This is a genomic window from Arthrobacter sp. NicSoilB11 (assembly GCF_019977375.1).
Lineage (GTDB): Bacteria > Actinomycetota > Actinomycetes > Actinomycetales > Micrococcaceae > Arthrobacter.
In genome coordinates, this window is sequence record NZ_AP024657.1 from 1,054,386 (window position 1) to 1,066,809 (window position 12,424).

Annotated in this window: 12 protein-coding genes, 1 rRNA gene and 1 pseudogene; 11 read left to right on the top strand and 3 right to left on the bottom strand. The window is 68.4% G+C overall.

Annotated features, from left to right (window positions below):
- Positions 1–71 precede the first annotated feature (71 nt).
- The 4 genes from rrf (at position 72) to LDO14_RS04980 (ending at position 4,695) form a co-directional block, all read left to right on the top strand.
- A 5S ribosomal RNA gene (rrf, locus tag LDO14_RS04965) occupies positions 72–188 on the top strand.
- 335 nt (positions 189–523) lie between these two features.
- Complete coding sequence (locus tag LDO14_RS04970) at positions 524–1,282, top strand: 5-oxoprolinase subunit PxpA (protein ID WP_018770564.1); 759 nt, start codon at positions 524–526, stop codon at positions 1,280–1,282.
- Position 1,283: 1 nt separating this feature from the next.
- Positions 1,284–2,954 (top strand): 5-oxoprolinase/urea amidolyase family protein, encoded by a 1,671-nt coding sequence (locus tag LDO14_RS04975; protein ID WP_223994035.1) that lies wholly within the window; start codon positions 1,284–1,286, stop codon positions 2,952–2,954.
- Positions 2,947–4,695 carry a biotin carboxylase N-terminal domain-containing protein gene (locus tag LDO14_RS04980; RefSeq protein WP_223994038.1) on the top strand — a complete coding sequence of 583 codons (1,749 nt, stop codon included), beginning with the start codon at positions 2,947–2,949 and terminating at the stop codon, positions 4,693–4,695. The genes LDO14_RS04975 and LDO14_RS04980 overlap by 8 nt, the downstream gene beginning before the upstream one ends.
- A gap of 7 nt (positions 4,696–4,702) precedes the next feature.
- On the opposite strand, the gene LDO14_RS04985 is transcribed toward LDO14_RS04980, so the two are convergent.
- Positions 4,703–5,254: a hypothetical protein gene (locus tag LDO14_RS04985; protein ID WP_223994040.1), complete on the bottom strand. Its 552-nt coding sequence runs from the start codon at positions 5,252–5,254 to the stop codon at positions 4,703–4,705.
- A gap of 494 nt (positions 5,255–5,748) precedes the next feature.
- Between LDO14_RS04985 and LDO14_RS04990 the strand changes: the two genes are divergently transcribed.
- The 5 genes from LDO14_RS04990 to LDO14_RS05010 all read left to right on the top strand — a co-directional run bounded on the left by LDO14_RS04990 (position 5,749) and on the right by LDO14_RS05010 (position 9,886).
- A complete protein-coding gene (locus LDO14_RS04990; protein ID WP_056393210.1) occupies positions 5,749–6,426 on the top strand; it encodes a GntR family transcriptional regulator in 678 nt (225 codons plus the stop codon).
- Between the two features lie 211 nt (positions 6,427–6,637).
- Positions 6,638–7,351 carry a DUF969 domain-containing protein gene (locus tag LDO14_RS04995; RefSeq protein ID WP_018770559.1) on the top strand — a complete coding sequence of 238 codons (714 nt, stop codon included), beginning with the start codon at positions 6,638–6,640 and terminating at the stop codon, positions 7,349–7,351.
- Positions 7,348–8,319 carry a DUF979 domain-containing protein gene (locus LDO14_RS05000; protein ID WP_018770558.1) on the top strand — a complete coding sequence of 324 codons (972 nt, stop codon included), beginning with the start codon at positions 7,348–7,350 and terminating at the stop codon, positions 8,317–8,319. Before LDO14_RS04995 ends, LDO14_RS05000 begins: the two co-directional genes overlap by 4 nt.
- Before the next feature lie 31 nt (positions 8,320–8,350).
- Entirely contained in the window at positions 8,351–9,451 is a 1,101-nt protein-coding gene (locus tag LDO14_RS05005) for a DUF2891 family protein (protein WP_223994042.1), read from the top strand.
- A 174-nt stretch (positions 9,452–9,625) separates the two neighbouring features.
- Positions 9,626–9,886: a hypothetical protein gene (locus LDO14_RS05010; RefSeq protein WP_223994044.1), complete on the top strand. Its 261-nt coding sequence runs from the start codon at positions 9,626–9,628 to the stop codon at positions 9,884–9,886.
- On the opposite strand, the gene LDO14_RS05015 is transcribed toward LDO14_RS05010, so the two are convergent.
- Positions 9,883–10,023, bottom strand: a complete 141-nt coding sequence (locus tag LDO14_RS05015) for a hypothetical protein (protein WP_223994046.1) — start codon at positions 10,021–10,023, stop codon at positions 9,883–9,885. The genes LDO14_RS05010 and LDO14_RS05015 overlap by 4 nt on opposite strands.
- On the bottom strand, positions 10,016–10,483 hold the full coding sequence (locus LDO14_RS05020; RefSeq protein WP_223994048.1) for a hypothetical protein: 468 nt from the start codon (positions 10,481–10,483) through the stop codon (positions 10,016–10,018). Before LDO14_RS05020 ends, LDO14_RS05015 begins: the two co-directional genes overlap by 8 nt.
- A 360-nt stretch (positions 10,484–10,843) precedes the next feature.
- Here LDO14_RS05020 and LDO14_RS05025 point away from each other — a divergent pair.
- Both LDO14_RS05025 and LDO14_RS05030 read left to right on the top strand, forming a co-directional pair.
- Positions 10,844–11,389, top strand: a pseudogene (locus LDO14_RS05025) (DUF222 domain-containing protein); the annotation flags it as partial.
- Positions 11,390–11,560: 171 nt separating this feature from the next.
- Positions 11,561–12,370, top strand: a complete 810-nt coding sequence (locus LDO14_RS05030; RefSeq protein WP_208324294.1) for a slipin family protein — start codon at positions 11,561–11,563, stop codon at positions 12,368–12,370.
- Positions 12,371–12,424 lie beyond the last annotated feature (54 nt).

The window sequence follows — 12,424 nt, forward strand, 5'->3', positions numbered from 1 at the left end:
CAACACCACAATGTTGTAACCACCAGACTTCCCACCCCCGAACAAAACACCGGGCGGGCGGGTACAAGGGTTACGGCGGTCATAGCGTGGGGGAAACGCCCGGTCCCATTCCGAACCCGGAAGCTAAGACCCACAGCGCCGATGGTACTGCACCCGGGAGGGTGTGGGAGAGTAGGTCACCGCCGGACACACATTGGTCGAGGCCCCAACCACCAGGTTGGGGCCTCCCACATTTAACCCACCAACACCACAACACGATCCCGCACCTGGGCCCGTGACGCGCCATCAGCTTTCGTCCCCTCACCGGTGACGCGACACCAGGTCCCGCGCCACGGCAGAAGACTTTCACGAAGTGATGAGGCGTGGCCGGCGAACGGGCCGGATATGATGGCGCATCCCGCGGAAACGGGCAGGATGTGATGGCGCGTCACGGGCCGGAAGGGTAATAGGGGCTTCAGATTGTTGAACAATCCGAGTTTTTAGGGCATTCTTGGATGAACAGCAATCCGAGACGGAGATCACAATGCCCAGCATCGACCTGAACAGCGACGTCGGCGAGTCCTTTGGGAACTGGTCCTTCGGTGACGACGCGGCCATCTTTGAAAGCGTGTCCAGCGCCAACGTGGCCTGCGGCTTCCACGCCGGCGACCCCGTAGGCATCATGGCCACCTGCCAGGCCGCCGTGAAGGCCGGCGTCACCGTGGGCGCACACCCCGGATACCGGGACCTGGCCGGCTTCGGCCGGCGCTTCGTGGACATGACCCCGGCCGAACTGACCGCCGATGTGGTCTACCAGATCGGCGCAGTCCAGGCCGTGGCCCTCGCCGCCGGCACTGCCGTCCGCTACGTCAAGCCGCACGGCGCGCTCTACAACACCATCGTCACCCACCCGAAGCAGGCTGGGGCCGTTGTGGCAGCCATCCTCGCAGTGGACCCCACCCTGCCCCTTATGGTGCTCCCCAACTCCGAGATCCAGCGCCAGGCCGAAGCCGCGGGCCTGCGGACCGTGGCCGAGGCCTTCGCTGACCGTGCCTACAACCCGGACGGCACCCTGGTCTCCCGGCGCGAACCCGGCGCCGTGCTGCACAAGGTGGAGGACGTCGTCGAGCACGTACTGCGCCTGGCCGGGGACGGCGTAGTCCGCGCCATCGACGGATCGCTGGTTCCCGTCCACGCCGAAAGCATCTGCCTGCACGGTGACACCCCCGGCGCCGTGGCAATGGCTGCCGCCGTCCGTGCCGCACTGGTGGACGCCGGCATCCGGATCGAAAGCTTCGCCTAGCATGGCCGCCACGCAGCAGCAGCGCACCGCCACTGCCCCTCGCCCGGAGCTGCCCGGGATCCGGCGCGCGGGTGACCGGGCCATCCTGGTGGAGCTGTCCTCCCTCGATGCCGTCCTCAGCCTCCAGGCGCAGCTGACCGCACACCCGCAGCCGGGCCAGATCGACGTCATCGCAGCCGCATCAACCGTCCTTGTCACCGCGGATTCGCCCCAAGCAGTCCAGGCGCTGGCCGCGCACGTCCGCGGGCTGGACCTTGAGGCGCCAGCGGACACCGAGAGCGCGCTTGTCACCATCGACGTGGTGTACGACGGCGAGGACCTGGACGAGGTGGCGTCGCTCACCGGACTGGGCCGTGAGGGAGTGGTGGCCGCGCATGCCGGCCAGCTCTGGACCGCAGCCTTTGCCGGATTCGCACCGGGCTTCGCCTACCTCAGCGGCGAAAACCCCAGCCTCGAAGTCCCGCGGCGCCGATCCCCGCGCACGGCCGTGCCCGCCGGCGCTGTGGCCTTGGGCGGCGCGTACTCGGCCGTCTACCCGCGGCAGTCGCCGGGCGGCTGGCAGCTGATCGGCCGGACCGAAGCCGCCATGTGGGACCTGGACCGGGAAAATCCCGCCCTCATCCGCCCCGGCGATACCGTCCGCTTCAAGGCCGTCCGCAACCACGCCATCGTGACGGAACGGCCCAAAGTCCCCGCCAACCGGACGGCAGAGCACCAGGGGCACGCAGGCCTTGCCGTCCGCAAACCGGGGCTGCAGGCCACCGTCCAGGACCTGGGCCGGCCGGGCTTCGCCTCGCTGGGTGTCAGCAGCGCCGGCGCCATGGACCGCGGAGCCCTCCGCCGCGCCAACCGCCTGGTGGGCAACGCCGAAGGCGCAGCCGGCATCGAACTCCTCTTCGGCGGCCTCGAGCTCGAGGCCCTCACCGACCAGGTCCTGGCCGTCGCCGGAGCGGCCGTCCCGCTGCAGATCACACCGGGGGCAGACTCAAAAGAGGACATCCAGCGGACGACGGCGGCGCGGCACCCAGCGTGCGACGCCCCCTTCGCGCTGTTGGCGGGGGAGAGGTTGACCGTGGGCACCCCCACGGCAGGGCTCCGCTCCTACATCGGCGTCCGCGGTGGACTCGGTGGCCCCGATGCTCTCGGCAGCCGCTCCACGGACACGATGTCAGGGATCGGCCCCGAGCTGCTCGAAGCGGGAACCATCCTGCCGGTGCACGCCGCCAAACCGGGCAGCGTGGTGGGCCACCCGGAAGTGTCCCCCCTTCCGATTCAGGACGGGGCAACCGTGCTGCGGGTGGTCCCCGGACCCCGGCAGGACTGGTTCAGCACCGACACGCTGCAGGACTTCCTGGCCCAGGAATGGACCGTCACGCCAAAGTCCAACCGGATCGGTCTGCGCCTCAACGGCCAGCCGCTCAGCCGCAGCCGGGACGGCGAACTCGCCAGCGAAGGAACCGTCCGCGGCGCCGTGCAGGTGCCGCCGGAAGGCCAGCCCGTCCTGTTCCTCTCCGACCACCCGGTGACCGGCGGGTACCCGGTGATTGCCGTCGTCGTCCATGCCGACCTGGACAAGGCCGCCCAGCTTCCCCCGGGCACAACCGTCCGGTTCACCGCCGCAGCTCCTCCGGCAGAACTGCCCGAAACACCTAAGGAAAGCCCCCATGCGTAAAGTCCTCATTGCCAACCGCGGCGAAATTGCCGTCCGGATCGCCCGGGCCTGCGACGATGCAGGCCTGAAAAGCGTGGCCGTCTACGCCGACCCGGACGCCGACGCGCTGCACGTCTCCGCCGCCACCGAGGCCTACTCGCTGTCAGGCTCCCGGCCCCAGGAAACCTACCTGGACATCGACAAGCTCCTCGCCGTTGCGGCGAAAAGCGGCGCCGACGCCGTCCACCCCGGCTACGGCTTCCTGTCCGAGAACGCCGGCTTCGCCCAGGCCGTAATCGACGCCGGCCTGACCTGGATCGGCCCCTCCCCGGAGACCATCCGGCTGCTGGGCGACAAGGTCAGCGCCCGCGAGGTGGCGGTCCGGGCCGGCGCCCCGCTGGCACCCGGCAGCGACGGACCGGTGGCCAGCGCCGCAGAGGTCCGCGCCTTCGCCGAACAGGTGGGCCTTCCCGTGGCCATCAAGGCGGCGTTCGGCGGCGGCGGGCGTGGCCTCAAGGTGGTCCGGGACCAGGCCGACATCGAGGAAAGCTTCGACTCCGCGGTCCGCGAATCCCTGGCCGCCTTCGGCCGGAGCGAATGCTACGTGGAGAAGTTTTTGGACCGGCCGCGCCACGTGGAGGCCCAGGTCATCGCGGACACGCACGGCAACGTGGTGGTGGTGGGCACCCGCGACTGTTCGCTGCAGCGCCGCCACCAGAAACTCGTGGAGGAAGCCCCCGCCCCCTTCCTCACCGCTGAGCAGCGGGCCGCCATCCACGCCTCGGCCAAGGCCATTTGCCGCGAAGCGGGCTACGTCGGTGCCGGCACCGTGGAGTACCTGCTGGACGGCACGGGCTTCCTGAGCTTCCTGGAGGTCAACACCCGCCTGCAGGTGGAGCATCCCATCACCGAGGAGACCTCCGGGGTGGACCTGGTGGCCGCCCAGCTGTCCATCGCGGCGGGGGAGAAGCTTCCCATCCTCGAGGACCCGGAGCCGCGCGGGCACGCCTTTGAGTTCCGCATCAACGCCGAGGACCCGGGCCGCGGCTTCCTGCCGTCCCCCGGCACCGTGGAAACCTTCGAAGCCCCCACCGGTCCCGGGATCCGGGTGGACACCGGCGTCCGTTCGGGCTCGGTGGTCCCCGGGCAGTTCGATTCCCTGCTGGCCAAACTCGTGGTGACCGGGGCGGACCGCCAGCAGGCGCTCCGCCGTGCCCGCCGCGCCCTGCGGGAGTTCCGCATCGGCGGCCTGGCCACCGTGCTGCCGTTCCACCGCGCGGTGGTGGACGCGCCGGACTTCACCCGGACCGACACGCTGGGCGTCTACACCACCTGGATCGAAAACGAATTCACCACCGCCCTTGAGGCGGATCCGGCCTTCAGTCCCGCCGCGCCGGAAGAGCCCCGCCGGACCATCGGCATCGAGGTGGACGGCAAGCGGATGGAGCTGGGACTCCCCAAGGCGCTGCTCGATTCCCTGCTCGACGGCGGCGGCAGGGGACGCGCAGCGGCTCCGCAGGCCGGCGGGGAGGCCGCGGCGGAGAAGAACGACGGCGACCTGCTGGCCACCATGGCCGGCACCGTGGTCAAGTGGCTGGCTGAGCCCGGGGCCAGCGTCGAGGAAGGCGAAGCGGTGCTGGTGCTCGAAGCCATGAAGATGGAGACGGCCGTGGCCGCCCACCGCGCCGGCACCGTCGGTGAGCTGTACGCGGCGGCCGGAGACGCCGTCGGGCCCGGGCAGGTGCTCACCACCATTTCCTGAACGCACCTCACGAGGGCATCCGCGCGAACACGCGGCACACCGCCAGGCTGAACCAGAGCTGGAGGTCGTGGAACCTGTCCCGGAGCAGGTGGCCGGTGAAGAGCCCTGACGGCTCCTGGTGCGCGGCCAGCCAGTCGCGCGCCTGGCCGGTTTTTTCCGTTCGAAGGCCGGGGTGGATGATGCTGATCGCGTCGAGGGCGGAAACGAGGTCCGTCATCCAGAAGGGAAAGCAGAACTCGGTCCAGTCGGAGACGCGGCCCTTATCCGGATAGGCGTCCGGCTCGAAGAAGCGGCCCGCCAGCATTTCCGCGGCCTTCTGTGCGGAGGTGCTTGCGCGGTGCGCGGGATGGGCCGCGTAGGCCCTGAGCACCACCCCGGTGATCAGGTGCGAGAACGGCTGCGACGGATCGCCGGTGATGGTCTGCGGCTCGTCCAGCGCGTCCAGCTTCCTCCCCCGGGTGCGGAGGGGAAGGGCCCAGCCGCCGTCGTCCTGCCGCGACGCCTCAAGCCAGCTGAACGCGCGTTCCAGGCGCGGGTGGTCGCCGTACCCCCCTTGCACAGGAGCCCGATGAGGGCCGCTGTGTAGTTGGGAGACACCTGGTTGCCGTAAATCCCCCGAAGGTCACCTGGCTCGGACTGGTGTGAAAGCACATAACCGGCGGCCGCGGCGATGGCCGGATGCCGGCGGGTGAGCCCGAACATCTCCACGAGGAACCCGAGTTGCCGGTAGGTCTCCAGCAGGTCGTAATCCATGCGGTCCCGGGGCCGTCTTCCCGGATAGTCCCACGACCCATCCGCCGCCTGGTGCCGCAGGATCCGGCGCGGGACCGGAAGGTCCCAGAGTGCCTCATCGGCCGCCGGGGCGGCCGGCAGCCCTCCCGGTCCGGGGACCAGCTCGCGGACGGCCCAGGAGCGCACGGCGGGGTGACCGCTGGACAGCAGCGGGGCGATCGGGTCGAACCGGAGGCCGTCAAGCCACGTCATGGTCACCATGATGGCGGAATACGTCCGGTGCGGACAGGGCACCGCTGTCCTGCCCGATATCGTGGTGCCATGACGTTTGACGAGGTACTGGCCGATCTCCAAGCCCAGGCCAGGACCACAAAGCACGCCGAAACGGGCCTCTGGGTGGCCGCCCAGCTGCGCAGCCGCATCGCCGCCGGGCAGCTGGCTCCCGGATCAAAGCTCGCCGAGGAAGCCCTCCGCGAGGCCCTCGGCGTGTCCCGCAACACCCTGCGGGAAGCATTCACGGCGCTCCATGCCGAACACATCGTGACCCGCATCCCCAACCGTGGTGTGTTCGTGGCCCACCCCACGGCAGACGACATCCGCGAAATCTACCGGGTGCGCCGGTTCCTGGAGCCCGCGGCGGTCCTGTGGTCCGGCGATGCCCCGCTGGAGCCCCTGGCGGCAATCATCAAGGCCGCCAGGGCGGCCGCCGCCGACGGCGACATCCCCGGCATGGCCAGCGCCAACCAGGACTTCCACCGCGCCATCGTTGACCGCTCCGGCAGCGAGCGGCTCAACAGCCTCATGGACCAGGTGCTGGCCGAGATGCGCCTGGTGTTCCACTCGATGGCGGCCAACCCTGCCTTCCACGAGCCCTACGTGGAGGACAACGCCCGGATCGTGGACCTCCTGGAAGCCGGCGAACTGGCCGCGGCAGCGGACTTTCTGGCCGCCTACCTGGACCGCGCGGAAGCGCAGCTGCTCGCCGCCGTCGGCCGCTAGCCAACCCTTCCCCAAAAAAGGGGGTTGCAGGATTGTTGAACAAAAAGCTATGCTTTAGATCACACCGTTGTTCTGCAGCTCACTTAACCCTGCAGCCCTAACGTGTCCGGGGCTCCCGCCCCTCGGCGCCGTCACCCCCACCACCACACTCACGGACGCGCCGGCCCCCACTTTCGCAGACCCGTCACGGGTCCCCTGGGAAGGGATAATCATGCTTGTACTCATCGGGGTGCTGCTGGTGATCGTTGGCTTCGCCATCCGCCTGAACCCCCTGATTGTCGTCACCGTTGCGGGTATCGTCACCGCACTTCTGGGCGGCATGAACCCCGCGCAGATCCTCGACTCGTTCGGAACCGGTTTTGCCAGCAGCCGCTCGGTCACCATCTTCGTGGCCGTGCTGCCCGTGGTGGGAATCATCGAGTTCTTCGGGCTGCAGGAACAGGCCAAAGTCCTCATCGGCCGGCTCGCCAAGCTGACGGCAGGCCGGGTCCTGATCGGCTACCTGGCCGTCCGCCAGATCACCGCCGCCGTCGGCCTGAACAGCATCGGCGGCCACGCCCAGACCGTCCGCCCGCTGGTGTTCCCCATGGCCGAAGGCGCAGCGCTGCGCCGCTACGGGCACGTCCCGGACAAGATCAGCGAGAAGATCAAGGGCCACTCCGCCGGGGCGGACAACGTGGGCGTGTTCTTCGGCGAGGACGTGTTCGTCGCCGTCGGCTCCATCCTACTGATCACCACGTTCGTGGACACCACGTACCACCTGCACCTGGAACCGCTCCAGCTGGCCCTCTGGGCCATCCCCACCGCAATTGCGGCCTTCCTCATCCACGGCTTCCGGCTCCTGCGCCTGGACAAGCAGCTGGACAAGGAATACCGCGAATACGAGCTCACCGCCCAGAAGGAAACCGCAGGAGAAGCGAAATGATCAACGTTGAAGCCGTCTACTGGCTGATCGGCCTTCTGTTCGTCGCCTGGGCATCACTCATTGCCGCCGACACCAACCACCCCCGCCGCTGGGGCAGCTCCTCCTTCTGGGGCCTGCTGGGCCTGTGCTTCTTCTACAGCACCTGGGTCCAGGCCGGCACGGCGCCCGGCTGGATCCTGGGCATCGCCGTCCTGGTCCTGGTGGTGCTGGCTTCCACCGGCCTGCTGGGCCACGGCAAGCACCGCACCTCCACCGGCCACGAGCGCGAGGCCTTCGCCAAGCGCTTCGGCAACAAGCTCTTCATCCCGGCCCTGACGCTGCCCCTGGTCACCGTCATCCTGGTGCTCGCAGCCCCGCTGCTGTCGATCGGCGGCACCCCGCTGCTGGACCCCAAGAACACCACGCTGGTAGCCCTGGCCATCGGCGCCGTGGCTGCCGTCGTCGTGGCCCTGGTGATCCTCAAGCCCAAGAACCCGGCCACGCCCATCTTCGAAAGCCGCCGGATCCTCGAATCTATCGGCTGGGCCGCGCTGCTGCCCCAGATGCTCACCACGCTGGGCATCCTCTTCACCAAAGCCGGCGTGGGCACCGCCGTGGGCACGCTCGCCTCCGGCCTGCTGCCCAAGGGCTCACTGATCGCCGGCGTGCTGGTCTACTGCATCGGCATGTTCCTGTTCACCGTGCTGATGGGCAACGGCTTCGCTGCGTTCCCCATCATGACCGCTGCCATCGGCTGGCCCGTGCTGGTGGAGACGTTCCACGGTGACCCCGCGATCGTCTTCGCGATCGGCATGCTGGCCGGCTTCTGCGGCACGCTCTGCACGCCCATGGCAGCCAACTTCAACCTGGTGCCGTCCGCGCTGCTGGAAATGGACAACAAATACGGCGTCATCGCCGCACAGGTGGGCACGGCCATCCCGCTGCTGGCGGTGAACATCGCGCTGATGTACTTCCTGGCCTTCCACTAACCCTTCCGCAGACCCTGCCATTCAAAGGAGCATGATGGACAACGATCTTCGCGCACAGGCGGCACCGGACTACGCGGCCGTGGTGCTGGGCAACCTTTCCGAGCCCTTCCCGCACTCGGCCCACCACACCCAGGTGTCAGCCGACGACCGGCCAACCCCCGAGCAGATCCACCCCGCCTTCTACACCTCCTTCGACTGGCACTCCTGCGTGCACATGCACTGGCTGGGGGTGAGCCTGGTGGGCGGCACTCCAGGGTCACCCTTTGCTGGGACTACCGCGGCAGGAGCGTCCGACGGCGGCACGGCGGCTTGGGTGGATGCCGCCACCGAGGCGTCGCTCCGGACAGCCCTGGGCGCCAACCTGGCCCCGGCCAAGCTGGCAGTGGAACGGGACTACCTGCTGGCCAACCCGTCCTGGGAGCGGCCCTACGGCTGGGCCTGGCTGATGCGGCTGGCCGCCACCTGCTCCGCCTCCCGGGATGCGGAGATCCGCGAATGGGGCACCGCTTTGGAACCCCTGGTGGATGCCGTGGCGGAGCTCAGCGCCGCCTGGATGGCCAAGGCACAGTATCCCGTCCGGCACGGGCTGCACACCAACGCCGCGTTCGGTGTGGGGTACATGCTGGATGCCTTCCGCTCCTTGGGCAGGGTTGATGCCGCCAGGGCGTGCGAGGACGCGGCGCGCACCTGGTTTGCCAATGACCGCGGCTGGCCGGGCGACTGGGAGCTCAGCGGCCAGGACTTCCTCTCCGCGGGCCTGAGCGAGGCGGACCTGATGCGCCGCGTGCTTTCCGCGGACGAGTTCGCCGGGTGGTTCGCGGGGTTCCTGCCGGAGCTGTCCACCGCATCGCGCATCCTGCAGCCGGTGAGCGTGACGGATGAGACCGACGGCTACCTGGTGCACCTGCACGGACTGAACCTGACCCGCGCGGGACAGGTGGCACGGATCATCGCCACGCTTCGTCAATCCAGCGGCCCGGAAGCCTCAGCCGCCGCGGCCGTGCTGTCCGACGCGCTGGACCCGCTCCTGAAGGCCGGGCTGTCCGGACTGGAAAGCGGCGACTTCATGTCCACGCACTGGCTGGCCAGCTTCGCGTGGGATGCGCTGGGATCGGTGGCTGAACTCGACTGATTCCCGGGCTGGCGTGGCGCCCTCACCAGTCACACTCCGTTCGGAGCGTCTGACGGGTGCATGCCACGCCGGTGGCGGGCTAGTCTTGCATCACCACGCGCGGAGTGCGTGACCTGGGAGCAGCGGGCAGGGTTGTAATGAGCTGACCATCCGCCCGCGAGCCCAAGGAATCCCATGCGCCAGCAGCTCACGACCTGCCCGCCAGACCCCGCAACAGCAGAGGAGTCCACCACGCTTCGGCCCAGGAGGAAGCGGACCAGGCACCCGCGGCTGGCGGTGGGGGACCGGGTCCGCTTCGCCGAGGGAACCCTGGCCGGCACGGGTGTGGTGGACGCCGTCACGTCCGACTACTCGGTCATTTGGGTGTGGACCGACGAAGGCCAGGGGCGCCGGATGTTCCTGCAGGGCTACGGAAGCATCGTGTCCTCGATTTAGCTACGACGCCGGTCCGCGCGGCGCTCATCCGCCTGGACGATTCCGTCCCGGACTGCGGCGCGGATGACGCCGTAGAGGATGTAGAAGAAGACCGCTCCGAAGAGGACAAACAGGACCAAACCTGAGAAGTCACCCATGGTTGCTGCCCTCCTCCGGCCAGTACTGCTGGGCTGCCTTTGCGGCATCCCGCAACTTCCCGCCGTCGAGCATGATGGACGTTTCCTCAAGGCCGAAATCGGTCCACTGGGAAACCAGGCGGAGGCTGCCGGCAGGGGGAAGCGGCCAGAGCCAGAGCGAGCCGGTGCCCTGGAACTCATCCTCTCCGCCACCGCCGCCGCCATTGTTCAGGACCAGCGCCGGAGGTTCGGGTTCCTGGCCACGCTCCACGAAGCCGTGGGGACCCAGGGTGCCGGTGCTGGCTTTGGAACCAACGGGGAACTGGACGCCGAACATCAGGCCGGTCTGTTGTCCGCGGCCACTGCGGATGCCCCTTCCCGGCTGGAAGAAGAGGTGCTGCAGGTCGGCCCAGTCTTCGTCGGATTGCTGGTCACGGCGGAACAGCCAGGACAGGTTGAACACGCAGCCGGTGGAGAACACGTCCGCACTTTTGACCGCCACCACCCTCCACGGAGTCCTGGACACAAACCTGCCGATGTGGACCACGGACGGCAGCTCGTAGACTGGGGCGCCCGCCCATGGCGGCGGGACGTACCGTTGAGACCTCGGCCTCGGTGGGAGCGGAGGTACTGGAAAGTCCTGGAAGAAGGTCACGGTGATCCTTGGGTCCGCTGGCTGCGACCGACCAGCGGAACAGCGGCAGCGCCGCCATGGATCCCCCAATCCGTCCTTACCCGGCCAGTCTAGCCTCCGGTTTGCCGACCCGCGGGACGCGCGGGACCCCCGTTGACCCGGTCAATCCCGCCCGCCAAAATGCTGGCCGATGGCTGCCTGGATGTGATGGCGGTGGCGGCGGAGGTAGCGTGCGTACTGTCAATTAGTCATCGCGCGGATGGTGCTTTGCTGGCCGAAACATATGCGCTGGCCAGTTCGCTGCCCTTAACTCTTGCTGCCCTGCGCTCCGGGCATATCTCTTGGCAGCATGCCCGGACCATGGTGGACCAAACCGCCAGCCTGGACTCTGCAGGCGCAGCCGCCCTGGAAGCGCACTTCCTGGATCCTGACACGGGCAACCCGGCCCGGGGTTGCCCGGTCGGAGAGATGCCGGCCCACCGGTTCAAGGCCAAAGCCCGCATCTGGCGCGAACGCCACCACCCGGAGACCCTGGAAGGACGCCACGCCAGCAGTGCAGCGGACCGGCGCGTGGAGTACACGCCGGACTGTGACGGGATGGCTTGGATCTCCGCCTATCTGCCCGCCACCACAGCCTCGGCGGTCTGGAACCGCACCACCGCCATTGCCAGGGGACTCCAAGGCCAGGACGAGCACAGGGCCCTTTCGCAACTCCGCGCTGACGTGCTCTCCGCCGCCCTGCTCACCGGTGGCGGCAACCAGGACCTCCAAGGAGGCGACAAGGCACCGCTGGGGCCCTGTGCGGAACCGGTAGCTCCTCCCTGGGCTCCCTCACGCCTTTGGTGGGACAATAAAGGCAGGGCACTGTCACGGCGCCACCCAGGCGTCGGCACGTCCCACTCGAGTAACCAGGAGGGGATCCTGGTGGACGCCACCACTATCGTTGTCATCGTCATCGTTGTCCTGCTTCTCATCGCTGCAAGAATGTCCATCCGGATCGTGCGGCAATACGAGAAGGGCGTACTGTTCCGGCTTGGCAGGGTCATTGGCGTCAGGGATCCGGGCCTGCGGCTGATTGTCCCGATCATCGACCGGCTGCCGCTGGTCAGCCTCCGGATCGTGACCATGCCCATCCAGTCGCAGGGCATCATCACCCAGGACAACGTCAGCGTGGATGTCTCCGCCGTGGCCTACTACCGGGTGGTGGACGCCGTGAAGTCCGTCATCGCCATTGAGAACGTGGCCTCCGCCATCGACCAGATCGCCCAGACCACCTTGCGGAAGGTGGTGGGCCGCCACACCCTGGACCAGACCTTGTCCGAGACCGAACGGATTAACGGCGACATCCGCGAAATCCTCGACGTGCTCACCGTCGAATGGGGTGTGGAAGTCACCCTGGTGGAACTCAAGGACATCCAGCTGCCGGAAAGCATGAAGCGCGCCATGGCCCGCCAGGCCGAGGCGGAGCGTGAGAAGAGAGCGAAGATCATCGCGGCCGAAGGCGAGGCCATCGCCGCGGCAGCGCTCGGCGATGCCTCCGACACCATGATGGCCCACCCGCTGGCACTGCAGCTTCGCAACCTGCAGTCCCTGGTGGAAATCGCGGTGGACAAGAACTCCACGGTGGTGTTCCCCGCCCCGCTGATGAGCACCATCGGCGAACTTTCCGCGTTCCTGGCGCGCGAGAACCAGGCGGCGTCCGCGGCCGGCCCCTCACCTGTAAAGGCGGCCTGACCGGCGGCCTGACCCGCGCGCAGCCAAGGAGCGGGCCGGACCCAGCATGCCCGG